Annotated in this window: 20 protein-coding genes; 10 read left to right on the forward strand and 10 right to left on the reverse strand. The window is 62.3% G+C overall.

Annotated features, from left to right (window positions below; translation table 11 throughout):
• Window position 1: 1 nt before the first annotated feature.
• The 10 genes from B7G52_RS03430 to B7G52_RS03475 form a co-directional block, all read right to left on the reverse strand.
• Entirely contained in the window at window positions 2–355 is a 354-nt protein-coding gene (locus B7G52_RS03430) for a DUF3325 family protein (protein ID WP_096696248.1), read from the reverse strand.
• Entirely contained in the window at window positions 348–1,955 is a 1,608-nt protein-coding gene (locus tag B7G52_RS03435; RefSeq protein WP_096696249.1) for a PepSY domain-containing protein, read from the reverse strand. The genes B7G52_RS03430 and B7G52_RS03435 overlap by 8 nt, the downstream gene beginning before the upstream one ends.
• Before the next feature lie 12 nt (window positions 1,956–1,967).
• Window positions 1,968–2,231, reverse strand: coding sequence for an iron uptake protein (locus B7G52_RS03440; RefSeq protein ID WP_205853023.1), 264 nt, complete (start codon window positions 2,229–2,231; stop codon window positions 1,968–1,970).
• A 120-nt stretch (window positions 2,232–2,351) separates the two neighbouring features.
• On the reverse strand, window positions 2,352–3,083 hold the full coding sequence (locus B7G52_RS03445; protein WP_096696250.1) for a DUF4198 domain-containing protein: 732 nt from the start codon (window positions 3,081–3,083) through the stop codon (window positions 2,352–2,354).
• Between the two features lie 23 nt (window positions 3,084–3,106).
• Entirely contained in the window at window positions 3,107–5,290 is a 2,184-nt protein-coding gene (locus tag B7G52_RS03450; RefSeq protein WP_096696251.1) for a TonB-dependent siderophore receptor, read from the reverse strand.
• Between the two features lie 161 nt (window positions 5,291–5,451).
• Window positions 5,452–7,638, reverse strand: a complete 2,187-nt coding sequence (locus B7G52_RS03455) for a TonB-dependent siderophore receptor (protein WP_096696252.1) — start codon at window positions 7,636–7,638, stop codon at window positions 5,452–5,454.
• Between the two features lie 182 nt (window positions 7,639–7,820).
• On the reverse strand, window positions 7,821–8,297 hold the full coding sequence (gene bfr, locus B7G52_RS03460; RefSeq protein ID WP_096696253.1) for a bacterioferritin: 477 nt from the start codon (window positions 8,295–8,297) through the stop codon (window positions 7,821–7,823).
• Between the two features lie 158 nt (window positions 8,298–8,455).
• A complete protein-coding gene (ahpF, locus tag B7G52_RS03465) occupies window positions 8,456–10,015 on the reverse strand; it encodes an alkyl hydroperoxide reductase subunit F (RefSeq protein ID WP_096696254.1) in 1,560 nt (519 codons plus the stop codon).
• A 110-nt stretch (window positions 10,016–10,125) separates the two neighbouring features.
• Complete coding sequence (gene ahpC / locus B7G52_RS03470) at window positions 10,126–10,689, reverse strand: alkyl hydroperoxide reductase subunit C (RefSeq protein ID WP_096696255.1); 564 nt, start codon at window positions 10,687–10,689, stop codon at window positions 10,126–10,128.
• Window positions 10,690–11,026: 337 nt separating this feature from the next.
• Window positions 11,027–11,848 carry a pyruvate, water dikinase regulatory protein gene (locus tag B7G52_RS03475; protein ID WP_096667949.1) on the reverse strand — a complete coding sequence of 274 codons (822 nt, stop codon included), beginning with the start codon at window positions 11,846–11,848 and terminating at the stop codon, window positions 11,027–11,029.
• Between the two features lie 176 nt (window positions 11,849–12,024).
• Between B7G52_RS03475 and ppsA the strand changes: the two genes are divergently transcribed.
• From ppsA to B7G52_RS03525, 10 genes are all read left to right on the forward strand, one after another.
• Window positions 12,025–14,424, forward strand: coding sequence for a phosphoenolpyruvate synthase (ppsA, locus tag B7G52_RS03480; protein ID WP_096696256.1), 2,400 nt, complete (start codon window positions 12,025–12,027; stop codon window positions 14,422–14,424).
• 212 nt (window positions 14,425–14,636) lie between these two features.
• Window positions 14,637–14,933 (forward strand): hypothetical protein, encoded by a 297-nt coding sequence (locus B7G52_RS03485; protein WP_096696257.1) that lies wholly within the window; start codon window positions 14,637–14,639, stop codon window positions 14,931–14,933.
• Window positions 14,930–15,508, forward strand: a complete 579-nt coding sequence (locus tag B7G52_RS03490) for a tetratricopeptide repeat protein (protein WP_096696258.1) — start codon at window positions 14,930–14,932, stop codon at window positions 15,506–15,508. The genes B7G52_RS03485 and B7G52_RS03490 overlap by 4 nt, the downstream gene beginning before the upstream one ends.
• Window positions 15,509–15,656: 148 nt before the next feature.
• Complete coding sequence (locus tag B7G52_RS03495; protein ID WP_096667957.1) at window positions 15,657–15,917, forward strand: DUF4212 domain-containing protein; 261 nt, start codon at window positions 15,657–15,659, stop codon at window positions 15,915–15,917.
• A 2-nt stretch (window positions 15,918–15,919) separates the two neighbouring features.
• A complete protein-coding gene (locus B7G52_RS03500; RefSeq protein WP_096696259.1) occupies window positions 15,920–18,046 on the forward strand; it encodes a sodium:solute symporter family protein in 2,127 nt (708 codons plus the stop codon).
• Between the two features lie 248 nt (window positions 18,047–18,294).
• A complete protein-coding gene (rpsF, locus tag B7G52_RS03505) occupies window positions 18,295–18,660 on the forward strand; it encodes a 30S ribosomal protein S6 (protein ID WP_007871089.1) in 366 nt (121 codons plus the stop codon).
• 74 nt (window positions 18,661–18,734) lie between these two features.
• Window positions 18,735–19,034: a primosomal replication protein N gene (gene priB / locus B7G52_RS03510; RefSeq protein ID WP_096696260.1), complete on the forward strand. Its 300-nt coding sequence runs from the start codon at window positions 18,735–18,737 to the stop codon at window positions 19,032–19,034.
• A 10-nt stretch (window positions 19,035–19,044) separates the two neighbouring features.
• Window positions 19,045–19,329: a 30S ribosomal protein S18 gene (gene rpsR / locus B7G52_RS03515; RefSeq protein WP_077592883.1), complete on the forward strand. Its 285-nt coding sequence runs from the start codon at window positions 19,045–19,047 to the stop codon at window positions 19,327–19,329.
• 11 nt (window positions 19,330–19,340) lie between these two features.
• Window positions 19,341–19,793 (forward strand): 50S ribosomal protein L9, encoded by a 453-nt coding sequence (gene rplI, locus B7G52_RS03520; protein ID WP_096696261.1) that lies wholly within the window; start codon window positions 19,341–19,343, stop codon window positions 19,791–19,793.
• A gap of 181 nt (window positions 19,794–19,974) precedes the next feature.
• Window positions 19,975–20,686 (forward strand): DnaB-like helicase N-terminal domain-containing protein (locus B7G52_RS03525; protein ID WP_305790837.1); only part of this gene is annotated, 712 nt, incomplete at its 3' end.

Below are 20,686 nucleotides of genomic sequence, written 5' to 3' on the forward strand. Positions count from 1 at the left end.
TTTAACTCCTAGAGGTTGAGGCGGATGGACGTTGAAAAACTGTTTGTGCCGCGCCAGCCAGCGGGCGCAGCCACTGCGGCCGCCAAGTCAGCGTGAGCGCCACGGCCAGGGCGGCGGCGGACAGCAGCAGCAGCCACAACAGGCTGCCGAAGCTGGCCCCCTGGCTGGCGATGCAGGCAGGCAGGCCCAGACCGATTGCTATAAAAGCTGTAGCTCGTTGCGCCCGGATATCGAGGGCTGCAGGCCTGTTTGATATAAAAATGCGATCCCGATGGCGCTCCTGGCTGAGCGCCAGCAACGCCATGCCGAGCAGCAGAACCACCCAGGCGGCCAGCATCAGCAGTACTTCACGCATGGCTGGTGGTGTTGCGGTTCTTCAAGGCGGCGGGCAGCTCGGCGGCAGCGGCCGGCGCGCGCGCTGCACTGAGCGCCTTGCGGGTCAGGTGACGCGCCGTGACAAACGCCAGGCCGGCCATCGCCAGAAGCAGCAGGTCCATGCCGGCCACCGCCCACAGCCCCTGGCCCAGCGTGTGGGCCAGGTGGTCACCGGTGCTGACCCAGTTCAGCAGCACGGCCAGCAGGGCCAGCACGGCCACGGCCCAGGCTTGTTCGCGCCAGGCCGCGCGGCCGCGCAGGGCGGCGTGGGCCAGGGTCGTCAGCCAGGCCAGGTAAAAGGCCCAGACTTCGACTTCTCCGCGGCTCCAGCCGGCCAGCGACGCATCGGCCGGCAACAGCCGGTTGACCGCAAAAAACACCAGCGTGGCAATAACGATGCCGGGCACACTGGTCACCGTCAGCGCCTCCACCACCCGCACGCCGGCCAGTCCTTTTTTTGCATGGCTGGCGCGCCGGCCCTCAAGCCAGAACAGGCTGCCGGTGGCAATCAGCACGCAGCCGGACAAGCCGGCCAGGAAGTAGAGCCAGCGCAAGGTCCAGTGGTCGAACTGGATGAAATGCAGGCCGCTGATAAAACGCTGCACCGTCATCACCGGCGCGGCCTCGAAGCTGCGCAGCACGGTGCCCGTGGCTGCGTCGACGTAGAGCTGGTCGAGGTTCATGGTCACCCTGTCGGCATAACCGCGGCGCAGCTCGACATAACTGTTGGCGTCGCCCGGGTGCCAGACCCGCACGAAGCTGGCCCGGCCGCCTTGCCACTGCTGCTCCGCTTTCGCCAGCATGGCGTCAAGCGATGCCAGCGGCTGGCCCGGTGTATTCGCCTTGGGCCGGCGGTATTGGCCGAAGCCCTCGGCGGAAAAAGCCCGCTGCGGAGCCTTGGCCTGCGCATAAGCTGCGTGGTAAGCGCTCGGCCAGTAGATGGTGAACAGGATCACGATGCCCGACAGCGCAGTGGCAAAGTGAAACGGCATGGCCAGCACACCGGTCAGGTTGTGCAGGTCCAGGCTGGCGCGCTGCAGGCGTTTTTTGGGCCGGAACAAAAAGAAGTCTGCAAAAATCTTGCGGTGGATGATGACGCCGCTGACGATCAGCAGCAGCATGGCCATGCCGGCCAACCCCACCAGCCAGTAACCCAGGTCCAGCCACTTGATGTGCAGGCGGTAGTGGAAGGGGAAGATGAAGCCGCTGCCTGCGAGCGTGTCGGTTTGTTCAAGCAGTGCGCCGGTCTGCGGGTGCAGGTAGCGCCGCTCAACGCGTTTGCTGCCTTCGTCGCGCCAGCCCAGCTCTACCACCGGCACCCGTTCGCTGGGCAGGCGGATGAACCACTGCGAGGAGCCCTTGGCAAAAAGCCGGGCTTGCGCGCTGATGGCGCCGTCCAGCCTGACAGGCGCCGCGGCGGTGACCGGCGTGAGCCGCGTGCCCGGCATCATCCAGCGGTCAATTTCGCGGTCGAACACGCTGAGTGAGCCCATCCAGAAGATGGCGAACAGGACGCTGCCGATCACCACGCCGGTCCAGGTGTGCAGCCAGGCCATGGATTTGCGGAAGGTGGTCTCCATCGCTGAACTCCTTTAGCGAAGCAACTGAAGCAAGCCCCAGGTCAGCACATAGGTCAGCGCTGTCGCGCCCGCCAGCATGGCCCACAGGCGCGTGAGGCTGCGCACGCTGAAGGCCCACAGCAAGACCAACAGGTAGACCAGAAAGCCGGACATCGACGCGCTCACGACGGCCTCGCTGCGCGACAGGCCGGCGTACACCAGCGCAACGGTCAGCAGCGCCACCAGCGCCGCGGTGAAGGCGTAGCCGCCGAGCAGCGCGCCGGCAACACGTTGCAAAATCCTGAGCCAGGCCAGACTTGCTATTGATTCAATAGCTGCTTGCGCCCGATGTATAGGGGCTGCGGACTGATTTGTCTCTCTATTCCGGCTTGATCGCATGGCTGGGCCCCGACTTTGTCAGTTTTTGTTCGGTGAGGCCTGCGGCGCTGCGGGCAGGGCCGGCAAACCGCGGTGCTGCATCGTCGTGAGCGAGGTGACGTAGCTGGCGCGGTCGTACTGCTCGCCGGCGCGCTCGCCGGCGCCGCCGGTGTGTTTAAGCTCCAGCACGTAGCGGCCCTTCCACGGCAGCTTCACGGTGAGCTTGCCCTGTTCGTCGGCACGGTGTTCCTGCGTCCAGCCCGAAGGCGTGGCCACGGCCACTTTGGCTTTGGGCAGGGGCTGGCCCATGTAGAAAGCCTGCACCTCCATGCCATCCTTGCCCGGCTGGCCGGTAGGCACCAGGTCCAGCGTCAGCTTGGGCTGCAGCCGGCCATGGCCCGTCACCAGCCGGGCGGCGGGCACGTACAGGCTGCGGATGGTTTTGTCGCCATCCCTGCGTTCGGCGATGGGGAAGACGGGCTCCTCGGCCAACAGTGACTCACCTTTCGCCGCGCGGGCGGACAGGGCAAAGCCATTGGCCGTCTTGACGGCGTGTAGCGGCTGCATGCCCTGCGCCGACTGCTTGTGCGCCACCGGATTGACAAACCTGTCCAGCCGCCCGGGTGAGGCCTCGCGCAGATTCTCGCCAAACTCGCCGAAGTAGAGCTTGGCGCCCCGGGCGTCTTGCTCGATCCAGACTTGATGGGCGTGGGCCTGGCCGGCAAGTACCAGCACAGCCGTACAAAGCAGATGAAGTTGAAGTGATTTCATGGCTTGACTCGTCAAAGGGGTGGTCAGAACCTGGTGCGCAACGTCAGCTGCAGCTCGCGCGGCGCGCCGGGCAGGATCAGGTTGTCGTTGCTGCCGTGGCTGGAGACGATGTATTTCTTGTCGGTGACGTTTTTCAGGTTCACACCGAATTCATAGCGGCCGGTCCGGTAAATGCCGGCCAGGTCGCCGGTCAGGTAAGCCGGCAGCACGACAAGGTTGGTCAGCGAGGCGAAACGCTCGCCCATGTAGTTGAGGCCACCGCCCACGCTGAAGCCGTCGCCCAGGTCTTTCATGGCCCAGAAGGAGGCCGAGTGGCGCGGCGTCAGCGCGGGAACCTTGCCCAGCGACGGCACCGAAACAACCGGCAGCTGCAGCGAGGTGACACGCGCCACCGACTCCACCATTTCGCCGTCCAGGTAGGCGTAACCCGCGCTCACGTCCCAGCGGCCCGGCAGGCGGCCGCTGGCCGTGAGCTCCAGCCCGTTGGTGCGCTGCGTACCCACGTTGATTTGCCGGCTGGGATTGGCCGGGTCGGTGTTCTTGATGTTGCTGCGCTGCAGGTTGAACAGGGCGGCCGTCACGCTGAGAGCGCCGTCCAGGAAACCGAGCTTGCTGCCGATCTCGACGTTGCGGGTGATCTCCGGTTCGTTGGCCACGTTGTTGCCGGCCAGGGCAAAGGCCTCGGCCGAGGGCTGGAACGAGCGGCTGTACGAGACGTAGTGCGACTGCGCATCGGTAGGCTGCCACACCAGGCCGGCGCGTGGGCTGAAGCTGCGGTCGGTGCGGGCCAGCGGTGCGAGCTTGCGCTCGAAAGTGGTGGACTGCTTGAACTCGTCGTAGCGGATGCCTGCCAGCGCCTTCCAGTTTTTCGCCAGCGTGACCTGGTCCTGCAGGTACAGGCCCAGCACGTCCTGCGTGGTGTTGTTCGGTATGGCGCTGTCGGCAGCCCTGGCGGCCGCGGTGAATGACGGCACCGACACCAGGCCCGGGTTGAAGATGGACACGCGTGCCACCGTGCCGGCCGCGATCGATTCGGCGCGGCGCTTCTGCTGGCCCATTTCCAGGCCGAACAGCCACTCCTGCTTGAATCCGCCCAGCGTGTTCCTGTAGGTGAAGTCGGTCTGGTTGAACCAGCCCGACTCGTCGCGGAAGACGGCGCTGCGGGTCAGCCCTATCGTCAGCGCTACCGGGTCCGTCGTGCCGCTGGGCAGGGTGTTGTAGCGGTCCAGCTCGTAGCTGTAGTAGCGGGTGGTGTTGCGCACGCTGAACGCATCATTGAAGCTGTGGTTCAGGGTGGCGGTGTAGGTGTCGACCAGGCTGGTGCTGGTGTCGTCGCGCCGGGCATTGCCCGAGCCGTAATAGGTACTGGCCGGCACATCGACCGGGCGGCCGTTGAGTGCCGGGATGCCGAAGTCTGTCACGCGCTGGTCACGTGCCTGGGTGTATTGCAGCAGCAGGGAAGTCTGGTTGCTGAGTTTGAGCGCCAGCGACGGCGCAAAGCTGTAGCGGTCCACGAACTGCTGGTCGCGGTAGCTGCCGGAGTCTTCGCGCGCCGCGTTCAGGCGGAAGGCCGCCGCTTCGCCCAGCGGCAGGTTCACGTCGGCCTCCACGCGCCTGAGCTTGTTGCTGCCCAGGATCAGCGCCGCCTCGCCCGATGTCTCGCCGAATTTTGGTTTTTTGGTGATGCGGTTGATCAGACCGCCCGAGGAGCCCCGGCCGTACAGCACGGCGGAAGGGCCCTTGAGCACCTCGATGCGCTCGACGTTGGACAGGTCGCGGAAGTACAGGGCGTCATCGCGCAGGCCGTCGGAAAACTGGTCGGTAATCGCCGTGAAGCCGCGGATCATCACCTGGTCGCGCTGGCCGTCGCCATGGCTGGCCGCCACGCCGGGCACGTTGCGCAGCGCATCTTCCATGGAGCGTGCGGCCTGGTCGCGCAGCAGCTGGCCGGGCACCACGTTGACGGTCTGCGGAATGTCGCGCAGCGGCGCGCTGCTTTTGGTGGCGGTGCTGCTGGACGGGGAGTAGCCCTGTTCGGTGTCGGCGCGGATGGTGATGTCCGGCAGGACCTGGGCGCCGACCAGTTGCGCGGCGCACAGCGCGAGCGGGGTGAGGCTGAATTTTGCTACCAGTTTGGTAGCTGTCGGCGCTCGAAGGACGAGGGCTGGGTGGGTTTTTGACGCAAGGAAACGGGATGTAAAGGACATGTGAAGCACGGCTCAGGCAGGTTGCTGGCTGGCTTCACATTTCCACGGAGATGTCGGCTGGCGATCTACAAATCTTAACACAATAATGAGAATTATTCGCGTTTGAGATCTTGTGTGGCGCTGCCTTTGAGGGCAAAAAACGACAGGCTTCGGTGGGAGTGTCAGAAATAGAACGTGGTGCTCAGCGCGAAGCTGCGCGGTTCGGCCGGCGAGACCACGTTGGCGTTGATGGCGCCCGCGTAATACACCTTGTTGAACAGGTTCTTGATGCCTGCCGTCACACGAAAGCGGTCGCCGTGGTAACTCAGCGAGGTGTCGGCCACAAAGTAGGAGGGCAGCGTGAACGGCAGCGCACCCACCTGCTCGCTGACGTAGCGCCCGCCCAGGCCCACGGTCACGCGCTTGAGGTCCTGCAGGCGGTAGGTGGCCCAGGTGGCCAGCGTGTGTTTGGGCGTCAGGTTGATGGGTTTGCCGACGATGGCGGCGTTGTTGTCGCGCGTGACTTCCGCATCGGTGTAGGCGTAGGCGGCGGTCAGCTTCCAGCCGTTGCGCAGGTCGGCGCCCAGCTCCAGCTCCAAGCCGCGCGCCCGCTGCTCGCCGGTCTGCACGCTGAAATTGGTGTTGACCGGGTCGGCCGTCGTCACGTTCTGGCGGCGCAGGTCGTACACGGCCAGTGCGCCGGTGACCTGCCGGTTGGCCGTCTCGTACTTGAGGCCGGCTTCCCATTGCTGGCCGGTTTCCGGAACGAAAGCGCTGCCGTCAAAGGCCAGGCCCGATACCGGCAGGAAAGATTCGCCATAACTGGCGTAGGTGGACCAGCCCGGCACAAATTCGTAAACCAGGCCGCCCGAGAAGGTGTTGGCCTTGTCCTTTTGCACCGTGCGCCGGTTGGTTAGCCGGTTGTCGGTGTCGGTCGTCGAATGGTCGTGGCGCAGGCCCAGCAGCGCCGTCCAGCCTTGGCCGAATTTGATCTGGTCCTGTACGTACAGCCCGGTTGCCGTGAGCTTCGATGGCGCGTCGCTCGTGAGGTTTGCGGGGCAGGTGGCCTGCACGCCGTAGACCGGGTTGTACAGGTTCATGGGCGCAATCGTGCAACTGCGGCTGGCCTGCGAGCTGGTACCGGTGCGGGCGTCCAGCCCGGTCACCACGCGGTGCTTCAGGCCCAGCGCCTCGAAGCTCGTCAGCAGCGAGGTGTCGGTGGCCAGCAGGTCGTAGTCCATGTACTGGCGGGTGGCGGTGCGGTTCTGCAGGCGCTGGTTGGCCTGCAGCGTGCCGTTGGCGACAAAGTTGCCGGTGCCTTTTTCCTCTTCGTAACGCACGTTCTGGCGCAGCACCACATCGGGGTTGAACTGGTGCTCCAGCGAATAACCCACGGTGGTCTGTTCCATGTCGTAGGCGCCGAAGCCCGGATCGCCGGTGTAGCGCGTCAGCGGAATGGCGCCATTGCGATTGGGCAGCAGCGTGCCATACGGGGTGATGCCCTGCTGGCGCATCCACTGGCTGTGGCTGTAGGTGGCAAAAAGCACCAGGTCGGTTTGCGGGCCGAGGTCCAGCGCCAGCGAGGGCGCCACCCAGCTGTCCTTGCGGTAGACCAGGTCGGTCGGGTCTTCGGTGTCGGACATCTGGGCGTTGATGCGAAATGCCGCCTTGCCCGAATCGGACAGCGGGCGGTTCAGGTCGGCCGACAGCGTCTTCAGGCCGAAGCTTCCCAGCTCCAGTGAAGCCTCGGACAGCGCTTCCTTTTTGGGCCGCTTGCTGACGGCGTTGACGATGCCGCCGGGCTGCACCTGGCCGTACAGCACCGAGGCTGCACCCTTGAGCACCTCGAAACGTTCATAGCCGTAGGGCGTCAGGCGTGTCCACATGCCGGGGCTTTGCACCAGGCCATCGATCAGGATGGACTCGGTCGAGCGGAAACCGCGGATGTTGATGTCGTCGAAACCGCGCCGGCCGAAGTTGACCGGGCTGACGCCGGCGACCGTCTGCAGGGTCTGCTGCAGATTGGTTGCCTGGCGCGACTCCATCTGCTCGCGTGTGACCACGCTGATGGACTGCGGTGTCTCCAGCAGGCGCATCGGCGCCTTGCCTGCGCTTTGCGCCTGATTGGGCGCAAAACCCTCGTCTTTTTCGACAGTGGCGTTGATGCGCACCTCACGCAGCTGCGGCAGCTCGCTGCCGGCAGGTGCGGCGGTGGCCGGAGCCGGCGGCGTTTCTGCCCGGCCCAGTTGCGCCACACACAGCGCCAGCGGCGTGAGGACGAAGGTTGCTACAAATTTGCTAGCTGTTCGCACCCGCTGCACATGGGCTGGAAGGGTTTTTGAGTGAGAAAAAGAGGAGGGGAGTGACATGGTGAAGCACAGGCCGGTTGCTGGCTGGCTTCACATGAACATGTCGGCTGGCGGGGGCTATAGCTTAACCCATGAATGAGAGTTATTCTCGTTTGCAGGAGATGCTGGCTGCCATTCGATTCAGGCAGGGCCTTGGCGGCCGTGAAACAAGGCAGCGCTTGCGGCGCTGCGCAGGGTGCTGCCTAGCTGAGTTCGCCCATCTGGCTTTGCAGGTAGTTCTGCACGCCCACCTTGGTCAGCAGCTCGATCTGGGTTTCCAGGAAGTCGATGTGCTCTTCGGTGTCGTCCAGGATGCCTTGCAGCAGGTCGCGCGAGACATAGTCACGCACGCTTTCGCAATGCGCGATGCCGTCCTTGATGGTGGCCTGGGCGCCGGTTTCGGCCTTCAGGTCACAGGCCAGGGCTTCCGGCACGTCCTCGCCGATCATCAGCTTGCCGAGGTCCTGCAGGTTGGGCAGGCCGTCAAGCATGAAGATGCGGTCCATCAGTTTGTCGGCGTGTTTCATCTCGCCGATGGACTCTTCGTATTCCTTCTTGGCCAGCTTGTCCAGGCCCCAGTGCTTGTACATGCGGTAGTGCACGAAATACTGGTTGATGGCGGTGAGCTCGTTTTTGAGCTGGGCCTGCAGGTGGGTGATGACTTGTGCGTCGCCTTTCATGCCGATTCCTTTTTTTGTTTTGAATGCCCCGATTGTCGGCAGGCCGGCGCCATTGGGCAAGAGGAAATGCATAACCCTTCTCGCGCGGTATGAGCGCGAATGGGAGTGATAGCCGTTCTTCTTTGCAGTGGGGAGCGGCAGGTCCGCTCCCCGCGCTGTCAGGCCGCCGGTGCCGAGGTCCGCATCAGGTGGTCGAAGGCGCCGAGGGCCGCCTTGGCGCCGTCGCCGGCCGCAATGATGATCTGCTTGAAGGGCACGGTGGTGGCGTCCCCCGCGGCAAACACGCCGGGCAGCGAGGTCTGGCCTTTGGCGTCAACGATGATCTCGCCGTGTTTCGAAAGGTCCACCACGCCCTTGAGCCAGTCGGTGTTGGGCACCAGGCCGATCTGGATGAACACGCCTTCCAGGGGCACGGTTTTCAGCTCGCCGGTCGCGCGGTCCTTGTAGACCAGGCCGTTGACCTTCTGGTCGCCGGTGATCTCTGTTGTTTGCGCGTTGGTGAACACCTCGACGTTTTTCAGGCTCATGAGCTTGCGCTGCAGCACGGCGTCGGCGCGCAGCGCGGTGTCGAACTCGATCAGCGTCACATGGCCGACGATGCCGGCCAGGTCGATCGCCGCTTCCACGCCGGAGTTGCCGCCGCCTATCACCGCCACGCGCTTGCCCTTGAACAGCGGCCCGTCGCAGTGCGGGCAATAAGCCACGCCCTTGTTCTTGAACTCCTGCTCGCCGGGCACGTTGATGTTGCGCCAGCGTGCGCCGGTGGAGATGATGACCGTTTTGCTCTTGAGCGAGGCGCCGCTTTCCAGTTGCACTTCAATCAGGTCCTTGCCGGGCACCAGGGCCTTGGCGCGCTGCAGGTTCATGATGTCGACGTCATAGTTGCGCACATGTTCTTCGAGGGCGTGGGCGAACTTCGGGCCTTCGGTTTCCTTGATGGAGATGAAGTTCTCGATGCCAAGCGTATCCAGCACCTGGCCGCCGAAACGCTCCGACGCCACGCCGGTGCGGATGCCCTTGCGTGCGGCGTACACGGCTGCCGCCGCGCCGGCCGGGCCGCCGCCGACGATCAGCACGTCAAACGGTGCTTTTTCCGCGATCTTTTTCGCCTCGCGCTCGACACCGCTGGTGTCGATTTTGGCGAGGATTTCTTCCAGGCTCATGCGCCCGTTGCCGAACATGGTGCCGTTGAGGAAGACCGTGGGCACGCCCATGATTTCGCGCTCCTTGATCTCGTCCTGGAAGGTGCCGCCCTCGACCATGGTGGTCTTGATGCGCGGGTTCTGCACCGCCATCAGGTTCAGTGCCTGAACCACGTCCGGGCAGTTGTGGCAGGTCAGCGAAACGTAGATTTCAAAATCCAGATCGCGGTCAAGCGCGCGGATCTGGTCGAGCACGGCCTGCTCCACCTTGGGCGGGTAGCCGCCGATTTGCAGCAGCGCCAGGATCAGCGAGGTGAATTCATGGCCCATGGGCAGGCCGGCAAAACGCGGGCCGTGGTTTTCGCCCGGGCGGTTGATGGAGAAAGAGGGTTTGCGGTGCGGGTCGTCGCGGCTTTCGGTCAGCTTGACCAGCGGCGACGACTCGGCCACGTCCTTCAGCAGCGACAGCACTTCGCCTGAGGCCTCGCTGTCGTCCAGTGAAGCGACGATTTCGATGGGCGCGGTGGCGCGCTCGAGGTAAGTTTTCAGTTGGGCTTTGGTGGCGTCGTCGAGCATGGCGGACTCACTTTCAATTTCAATGGGGAACAAAAAAGCCCGGGACGGCACACGTGTGTGCCGGGGCCCGGGCCTTCGTCAGGAAGGCAGCAGGGCGGTTAAACCTGTACTTAGATCTTGCCGACCAGGTCGATGGACGGGGCGATGGTCTTGGCGCCTTCGTTCCACTTCGCAGGGCAGACCTGGCCGGGGTGTGCAGCGGTGTATTGGGCGGCCTTCAGCTTGCGCAGGGTTTCCTTGACATCGCGGGCGATCTCGTTGGAGTGCACTTCAGCGGTCTTGATGACGCCATCGGGGTTGATCACGAAGGTGCCGCGCAGTGCCAGGCCTTCTTCGGGGATGAACACGTCAAAGGCCTTGGTCAGCGTGTGGGTCGGGTCGCCCACCAGCGGGAACTTGGCCTTCCCGACTGCGGGTGAGGTTTCGTGCCACACCTTGTGCGAGAAATGGGTGTCGGTGGTCACGATGTAGACCTCGGCGCCGGCCTTCTGGAATTCGGCGTAGTTGTCGGCAGCGTCCTCGACTTCGGTCGGGCAGTTGAAAGTGAATGCGGCCGGCATGAAGATCAGGACCGACCATTTGCCCTTCAGCGATTCGTCTGAAACGTCAATGAATTTGCCGTTCAGGAAGGCTTGGGTTTTGAAAGGCTGGACTTGGGTGTTGATCAGGGACATGGGGGTTTCCTCTATTGATGGTGACGTAAAAATTAACGACAGGGATAGCTTAAGGTCTGGTCAGCGATTGATCCAATTAATTGAATGTATTTATGTCATACAGTATGACTATTGACTGGCGCGTGACCAGTTTGCTATCGAAACAAGAGCTGCTGGGGCCCGCGCCTGCTGGCTAAAGATGGCTTTTCATGTGAAGAAGTGCCCCTCAAGGCCGCTGGAAGCAGTTTTGGGCGAATCAACAAGAAAAATTGCCGGTTGGCCCAATAATCACGGGCGCAAGCAGCTACCAAAAGGATAGCAAAACAGGAGGGGAAAGCGGAGCTGACGCTCCTGACGCTCAGTACTCCAGCCGCTCGGGCCGGATCTCCTGCAGGATGGTGGTGGCGATCTCTTCGATCGACTTGGTCGTGGTCGACAACCAGCGAATGCCTTCGCGCCGCATCATGGCTTCGGCCTCGTGGATTTCGTCGCGGCAATTGGCCAGGCTGGCATATTTCGAGTTGGGCCGGCGCTCGTTGCGGATCTGCGCCAGGCGCTCGGGGGCGATCGTCAGGCCGAAGATTTTCTTGCGGTGCGGCAGCAGCGCCGGCGGCAGCTGGCGGCGCTCGAAGTCTTCCGGAATCAGGGGATAGTTCGACGCCTTCAGGCCGTACTGCATGGCCAGGTACAGCGAGGTGGGTGTTTTGCCACTGCGGCTCACACCCACCAGGATCACGTCCGAACCGGCCAGGTCCTTGTTGCTTTGACCGTCGTCGTGGGCCAGCGAGAAGTTGATGGCTTCAATCCGGTCGTCGTACGCCTTGCTTTTGGAGGCATCCGAAAAGCGGCCCACCCGGTGGTTGGACTTGATGCCCAGCTCGGTTTCCAGCGGCGCGACAAAGGTGCCGAACATGTCCAGCATCATGCCGTGGCAGTGGGCCTTGATGACGGCCAGGATCTCCATGTTGACCAGCGTGGTGAACACAATCGGCCGGTTGCCCTCGACCGCGGCGGCGTGGTTGATCTGGCGTACCGCCTGGTGCGCCTTGTCCACGCTGTCAATAAAAGGCAAGCGCACGTGGCGCGCCGTGAATTCAAACTGCGCCAGGATGGCGTTGCCAAAGGTTTCGGCGGTGATGCCGGTGCCATCGGAGATGAAAAATACGGTGCGGTTGGGCATGTTGGGCCTGGTTTGATGGCAAAGCGCCTACATGGACCATGCAGGCGACGTTCTACAATCTGATTGATTATCCAGATTTGCGACACCATGCCCCGCCACAACCCCTTCCAACAACCACAAGCTTGCCTGCCGCGCATGGTCGATGCCCCCGTTTTTAAACCTCCCGGAGTATTTTCATGTCCCACTTGTTTGAGGCGACCGCCCTGGTCGTACCGTTTGAAAACCTGAGGATGACCGACGTCGAGTCTGTCGGCGGTAAAAACGCCAGCCTCGGCGAAATGATCTCGCAGCTGCCGACCGGCCCCAAGGGCGTGCAGGTGCCCACCGGCTTTGCCACCACCGCCCACGCCTTTCGCGTGTTTCTGGCCCACGACGGGCTGGACAAGAAAATCAACGCGGTCCTCGACAAGCTGGACACCGACGATGTGCGTGCCCTGGCGGTTGCCGGCGCCCAGATCCGCACGCTGGTGGAAGCCCAGCCTTTCCCGTCTGAACTGGAAAAATCCGTGCGCAGCAGTTTTGCCGCCCTGAGCGCGGGCAATACCCAGGCCAGCTTTGCGGTGCGCTCGTCGGCCACCGCCGAAGACCTGCCCGACGCCTCTTTTGCCGGCCAGCAGGAAACCTTTCTGAACGTGGTCGGTATTGAGGACGTGCTGCACAAGATGAAGGAGGTGTTCGCCTCGCTCTACAACGACCGCGCCATCAGCTACCGTGTGCACCAGGGTTTTGCCCATGCCGACGTGGCCCTGTCGGCCGGCGTGCAGCGCATGGTGCGCAGCGACCTCGGCGCGGCCGGCGTGATGTTCACCATCGACACCGAAAGCGGCTTTGAAGACGTGGTGTTCATCACCTCCAGCTACGGTCTGGGCGAGACGGTGGTGCAGGGCGCCGTGAACCCCGACGAGTTCTACGTGCACAAGCCCATGCTCAAGGCCGGCAAACGTGCGGTGATCCGCCGCAACCTGGGCAGCAAGCTGCTGCAGATGGAGTTCACCACCGCGGATGAAAAGAAGGCCGGCGGCAAGCTGGTCAAGACCACCGACGTGCCGGCCGAGCTGCGCAACCGCTATTCGCTGACCGACGCCGACGTCGAGCAACTCGCGCGTTACGCCGTCATCATCGAAGACCACTACGGCCGTCCCATGGACATCGAATGGGGCAAGGACGGCACCGACGGCCAGCTCTACATCCTGCAGGCGCGGCCCGAGACGGTGAAAAGCCAGTCGAAAGGCAAGGCCGAGCAGCGCTACAAGCTCAAGGGCACCGGCACCGTGCTGGCCGAGGGCCGGGCGATCGGCCAGAAAATCGGCACTGGCCCGGTCCGCATCGTGCACAACATCAGCGAGATGGACCAGGTCCAGCCCGGCGACGTGCTGGTGACCGACATGACCGACCCGAACTGGGAGCCGGTCATGAAACGCGCCAGCGCCATCGTGACGAACCGCGGCGGACGTACCTGCCACGCCGCCATCATCGCCCGCGAACTCGGCATTCCGGCCGTGGTTGGTTGCGGCGACGCCACCGAACAGCTCAAGGACGGCATGCTGGTGACGGTCAGCTGCGCCGAGGGCGACACCGGCAACATTTACGACGGCCTGCTCGAGACCGAAGTGACCGAGGTGCAGCGCGGCACCATGCCGCCGATCGACATCAAGATCATGATGAACGTGGGCAACCCGCAGCTGGCGTTTGATTTCTGCCAGGTGCCCAACCACGGCGTGGGCCTGGCACGGCTGGAGTTTGTCATCAACAACAACATCGGCGTGCACCCGAAGGCCATCCTCGACTACCCGCAGGTCGATGCCGACCTGAAGAAGGCGGTGGAAAGTGTGGCGCGCGGCCATGCCTCGCCGCGTGCTTTTTATGTCGACAAGGTGGCCGAAGGCATCGCAACGATTGCCGCGGCCTTCTGGCCCAAGCCGGTGATTGTTCGCCTGTCGGACTTCAAGTCCAACGAATACCGCAAGCTGATCGGCGGTTCGCGTTACGAGCCCGAAGAGGAAAACCCGATGCTCGGTTTCCGCGGTGCGGCGCGTTACCTCAGCCCTGATTTTGCCGAGGCCTTTGCCATGGAATGCGAAGCGCTCAAGCGCGTGCGCAAGGACATGGGCCTGACCAATGTGGAGGTGATGGTGCCCTTTGTGCGCACCCTCGGCCAGGCCAAGGCGGTCACCGAGCTGCTGGCCAAACACGGCCTGCAGCGCGGCGAGGACGGCCTGCGCATCATCATGATGTGCGAGGTGCCGAGCAATGCAGTGCTGGCCGACCAGTTCCTCGAATACTTCGACGGCTTCTCGATTGGTTCGAACGACCTGACCCAGCTCACCCTGGGCCTGGACCGCGACTCGGGCCTGGACATCCTGGCCAAGGACTTCGACGAGCGTGATCCGGCCGTCAAGGCCTTGCTGAGCCAGGCGATTGCGGCCTGCAAGCGCCAGGGCAAATACGTCGGCATCTGCGGTCAGGGCCCCAGCGACCATCCGGACTTTGCACTGTGGCTCAAGGAGCAGGGCATTGGTTCGATCTCGCTGAACCCCGACACCGTCATCGACACCTGGAAGCAGCTGGCCAACTAGGCTGCTTGGGCTGACTTGCGCCGCAGACGCTCGGCGCGGGTCAGTCCGTGGATTCTCCTTGTAGTTCCTTGGTTGTAGTTGCGGCCTTCAGGGGGCAGCACCAAGGGAAAGTCCTAGGGAGGGTTTCAACGGGGTTCACCACCTTGTGTGGTGGTTTGTAAGAAGTTGGTAAGAACCGGGGCAACAATCAAGCCATTGTTGCCAGGGGTCTTATGCTTTTTGCCGTATCCACTCTTAAATTGATAGCAGAGATCGCATTGCTCGCGCTGTTCGGGCAGTGGGTGCTTGGCTTGCTGGCAGGCGCCAAAAAGGACGGCAACCTGTTCTACCAGATCCTGCAGATCGTCGGCAAACCCTTTGTGGTGGCCGCCCGCTTCATCACCCCGAAACAAATCATTGACCGCCACGTTCCGCTCGTGGCGTTTTTGTTGCTGCTGTTTGTCTGGATCGGTTCGACCCTGATGCGCATCCGGATCTGTCTTGAAATTGGTGTGGAGCTTTGCAAATGAACACAATCCTGGCCTACTGGTATCTCAAGCTGCAGGCGCTGGTCCTGCTGGTGTTCAGCAAGCAGCAGGCGGCCCTGGAGAAATTCGACCAGATGCTGGTGTTGCGGCCGGGTGACCGTTATGCCCTGGCCAGCCGCGCCCACATCCTCGCGCAGGAAGGCGACAAACACGGCGCCATCGCCGCACTGCGCTTGCTGGCGGAGCGTTACCCCGACAATGCCGCGGCCTGGTTCAACCTGGCCTACATGCTGGAAGACATCGGTGGCCATGCCGACGCGGAGCCCGCCTTTCGCCGGGCGCTGGACATCGAACCCAAGATGGACCGGGCCTGGTACGGCCTGGCACTGCTGCTGATTCGTGATCGCCGCTTCGACGAGGCGGTTCAGGCACTCAAGAAAAACACAGAACTGCAACCCATGAGCCCGTTCGGCTGGTATCAGCTTGCGCGGGTTCATGTTGACAGGCAAGACCCTGATGAGGCGGTGAAGGTCATTCGCCACCTCAAACGGTTTGAGCCTAAAGTGGCCGCCCAGCTGGAACGCGAGACGGGACTGAGCGTTGCTCAGTCTTCCTGACGGCAGACCAGCTGAGGGGTTATTTTGATGGCCGGGGTCTGAGCCCAGGCTTTATAAAAGAGACGCGATCCGGCTTGCAGGCCACGCTTGGGGACAAGTGGTGATCGTGATGTGCCCGAAAGGGTGTTGTTAGATGGAGGCAAGTGTTATGCAGTTGACTGACAACCATCGCCGTTATTGGCGCAAGAACCTCAACATCACGGGAATCCTTCTCGTGATCTGGTTCGTCGTGACGTTCGTCGTGAGCTACTACGCCCGCGAGTTGAGCTTCAATTTCTTTGGCTGGCCCTTTAGCTTCTGGATGGGAGCGCAAGGGGCCTTGGTGATTTACGTGGCGATCATCGGCTATTACGCCTGGTACATGGGCAAGCTCGACATCGAACACGGTGTTGAAGAAAGCGAGGAATAATCATGGCTGGAATGTTTGGTTCTGACGCTGGCACTAACACCGCCGCCTCCAATGCTGCCTTCAAGGCAGGCCTGAGCAAGGTCTACACTTGGTATACCGGCGGCTTCCTGGTCTTCGTGGTTGTACTGGCCGTCCTTGAACAGATGGGCTTGTCCCGCCAGTGGATCGGCCTGATCTTCCTGCTGGCCACGATCGGTCTGTATGCCGGCATCGGCATCATGAGCCGCACGACCGACGCTGCCGAATACTACGTGGCAGGGCGTCGTGTCCCGGCCATGTACAACGGCATGGCGACCGGCGCCGACTGGATGTCTGCGGCGTCCTTCATCGGTATGGCCGGAACGCTCTACCTGACGGGTTACAGCGGCCTGGCCTTCATCATGGGATGGACGGGCGGTTACTGCCTGGTGGCCCTGTTTCTTGCGCCCTACCTGCGCAAGTTCGGCCAGTTCACGATTCCCGACTTCCTGGGAGAGCGTTATGGCGGCAACACGCCACGCTTTCTGGGTATCGTCGCTGCGATTCTGTGCTCCTTCACCTATGTGGTGGCACAGATTTACGGCGTCGGCATCATCACCGCGCGCCTGACGGGTGTGGCCTTTGAACTCGGGATTTTCCTGGGTCTGGGCGGCATTCTGGTTTGTTCCTTCCTGGGCGGCATGCGTGCTGTGACCTGGACGCAGGTGGCCCAGTACATCATTTTGATCGTGGCTTACATGATCCCGGTGGTGTGGCTGTCGGTCAAACAGACCAGCGTCCCGATTCCGCAGGCGATTTATGGCTTCCAGCTGCAAAAAGTGACTGCCAAGGAAAAAGAGCTGACCAGTAATCCGAAAGAAATCGAAGTTCGCGAGATCTTCAAACAGCGTTCGGCCGCCCTGGATGCCAAGCTCAAGAACCCTGGAGCTGCGCTGGCCGCCGACAAGGCTGCGGCGGAGAAGGTCCTGGCGGATCTGAAAACCTCCAACGGTGCGCTGTCGGAAATTTCCGCGGCTGAAAAAGCGCTGGCTGCCTTGCCGAAAGATGAAGCTGCAGCCAAGAGAGCCTGGACAGCTGCCAAGGCTGGGGCTGACGCCAAGGCCAAACCGCTCAACGGTATGCCTCCGCACGCGCAGCAATATGCCGGCGACCCCAATGGCGATGCCGCTGCCCAGAAAGCCTACGACGTTTCGCGTCGCAACTTCCTGGCGCTGATTTTCTGCCTGATGGTGGGTACCGCCGCGCTGCCGCACATCCTGATGCGTTACTACACGGTGCCCAGCGTGAAGGAAGCGCGGCAATCGGTCACCTGGTCGCTGTTCTTCATTTTCCTGCTGTACTTCACCGCACCTGCTTTGGCCGTGCTGGTGAAATACGAGGTCTTCACCCTGGTGGTGGGCACGCCGTTCAACGCGTTGCCGGAATGGATCACTGCCTGGAACAAGGTCGATCCGACACTGCTGTCGGTGGTGGACATCAACAAGGACGGCATTCTGCAGCTCAACGAACTGTCCATTGGCGGTGACGTCGTGGTGCTGGCTGCGCCCGCGATTGGCGGCCTGCCTTACGTGGTGTCCGGCCTGGTGGCGGCCGGCGGTCTGGCTGCCGCGCTGTCAACCGCTGACGGCCTGCTGCTGACGATTGCCAATGCGCTGAGCCATGACCTGTACTACAAAATGATCGACCCGAACGCATCGACCGCACGCCGCGTGACCATCTCCAAGGTCCTGTTGCTGATTGTTGCGCTGGCTGCCGCTTACGTGGCAGCCCAGAAACCGGCCGACATTCTGTTCCTGGTTTCTGCGGCGTTCTCGTTCGCTGCGGCTGCGTTCTTCCCGGCGCTCGTGCTGGGAATTTTCTGGAAGCGTGCCAACGGCATTGCTGCGTCGCTGGGCATGGCCGCCGGTCTCGGGACCACGGTTTACTACATGATCATGACGCAGCCTTGGATGCGTGGCATTTTTGGCATCTCTTCCCCGGTTCAACTCTGGTGGGACATCCAGCCGATCTCGGCCGGTTTGTTCGGGGTGCCCGTTGGATTTGCCGTGATCATCCTGGTCAGCCTGGTCACCCCGGCGCCCAGCCGCAAGATCCAGGAGCTGGTTGAGCATGTGCGCTACCCAACCCTGCGCGCCGATCCCGTGCGCTGAATCCTGAACTGACCGGAACCTCCGGTCAGCTTCAGCCAAAAAGCCCGGCAACTCACGTTGCCGGGCTTTTTTTCGTCTGGGCGGGAGGCAACCTGGAAGCCGTGATGGGACGGGGGAGAAGGGCCCGGGGCGCCCGGCGGAACCGGGTTTTGGCCGGGCTGTGCCGTCTCAGGCTATAATCATGGGCTTCGCCTTGCTGCACCCTTAACGACGCTGGGGCAGCTTCAACCAAACCACAAGGAGAGTTTATGCGTCATTACGAGATCGTCTTGCTGATCCACCCGGATCAAAGCGAGCAAGTCCCAGCCATGCTGGAACGTTACAAGGGCATGATTACCGCCGGCGGTGGAAAAGTGCATCGTGTTGAAGATTGGGGCCGCCGCCAGCTGGTGTACCTGATCCAGAAACTCGCCAAAGCCCACTACCTGTGCATCAACATCGAAGCCAGCCAGGCCGTGATGGAAGAAATTGAACACGCATTCAAATTCAATGACGCCGTGTTGCGCCACCTGACCGTGGTCAAGAAAAAGGCTGAAACCGGCCCGTCCCTCATGATGCGCAACGTCGAGAGGGAAGAAGCCCGCAAGGCCCAGCAGCAGGAGTATGCGGCCTAACCCCTCATCGGGTTGCCCACACATGCTGTTGAACAACTGATTGCTGCGCATCGTCGCAAGATCATGATTCTGCAGTGAACCGCGTTGAATTGACCGCTTGTATCGCCGAGGCCAGTCCTCTTCGCTACACCCCCGCTGGAATCCCCGCTGCCAATGTCGTCCTCGAACACGAGTCCGAAATGACAGAAGCAGGTTCCACCCGGCAGGTCAACTTGACAATGAAGGCGGTTGCTTTTGGTACGCTGGCTGAGCAAACTGGCCAGCTGCCCTTAGGCAAACCTTTCAGGTTCACCGGTTTTCTGGTCAATGCCCGCGGCAGCAAGAGCGTTGTTTTCCATATTCAAGCCATCGAATCAGTACCGAACCCCATTTAAGGAGTCCATCATGCCCGGACCAAAACGTTTCAATAAAGACAAGCGCCCCAAGCGCAATACCCAATCCCTGCTGTTCAAACGCAAGCGTTTTTGCCGTTTCACAGCCGCTGGTGTTGAAGAAATCGACTACAAGGACATCGACACCTTGCGCGATTTCGTTGCCGAAAACGGCAAGATCATCCCCGCCCGCCTGACCGGCACGCGCGCGATTTTCCAGCGCCAGATCAACACCGCCGTCAAGCGCGCTCGCTTCCTCGCGATGCTGCCTTACAGCGACCAGCACCGCAGCCTGTAAGGAACACGACCATGCAAATCATTCTGCTCGACAAAGTCGTCAACCTGGGCAACCTGGGTGAAGTCGTCAAGGTCAAGGACGGCTATGCCCGCAATTTCCTGATCCCTTCCGGCCGCGCACGTCGCGCCACCGCCATGGCGATCAAGGAGTTCGAGGTCAAACGCGCCGAACTTGAAAAAGCCGCCGCTGCCAAGCTGGCCGAAATGCAAGCCCAGGGCGCAAAGCTGAGCGGCACCACCGTCAAGCTCACGCAAAAAGCTGGCGTTGACGGCCGTCTGTTCGGCTCCGTCACCAACCACGACATTTCGGCCGAGCTGACCAAGCAGGGTTTCCCCGTGCTGAAGTCGCAGATCCGCATGCCCAACGGTCCCCTGAAGACCGTCGGCGACCACCCGGTCACCGTGGCGCTGCACACCGATGTGGCCGTGGACATCACCGTGACGGTGTACGGCGAATCCGCTTAAACAGTTTCGCTGCCCCGAAAAAAGCCGCTCGCTGAGCGGCTTTTTTCTTGGCGTCGTTTCTCGATGGGGTTGTTCACACCTACAGCCCTGATTTACACCGCATTTCCCACGCTTATTCACAACTTTATCCACCGCATTTTGGCTGTGCCGGCGTAGTATTTAGCACCCTCTCAGGAAACCCATGTCCGCCGTACTTTCCACTGCTCCCGATCCCCGTTACAGCGCCGACCGGCAGATTGCCCAGCTGCGCATTCCACCGCATTCCATCGAGGGTGAGTCCAGTGTTCTAGGCGGCCTGTTGCTGGACAACGGCGCCTGGGACCGGGTCGGCGACCTGCTGGTGGACGAGGATTTCTACCGCTACGAACACAAGCTGATCTACGCGGCCGTTGGTGCCCTGATCAACGCGACGAAACCGGCCGACGTGATCACGGTCTATGAGCACCTGCAGAACCTGGGCAAGGCGGAGGATATCGGCGGCCTGAGTTACCTGAACTCGCTGGCCCAGTACGTGCCCAGCGCCGGCAACATCCGGCGTTACGCCGAGATCGTGCGCGAGCGCTCCATCCTGCGCAAGCTGGTGGCCGCCAGCGACGAGATCGCCACCAACGCCTTCAACCCGCAGGGCAAGGCCGTGGCCATGATCCTGGACGAGGCCGAGCAGAAGATCTTCAAGATCGGCGAGCAGGGGTCGCGCATGAAGCAGGGTTTCCAGAGCATGGACACCCTGGTGGTGAGCCTGCTGGACCGCGTGACCGAGATGTCGGAAAACCCGAACGACGTCACCGGCGTGCCCACCGGCTTTTACGACCTCGACAAGATGACCTCGGGTTTCCAGGCCGGTGACCTGGTCATCCTGGCGGCGCGGCCGTCCATGGGCAAAACCGCGCTGG

Origin of the sequence: Polaromonas sp. AER18D-145, assembly GCF_002379095.1 — a bacterium.
Classification (GTDB): Bacteria; Pseudomonadota; Gammaproteobacteria; order Burkholderiales; family Burkholderiaceae_C; genus Polaromonas.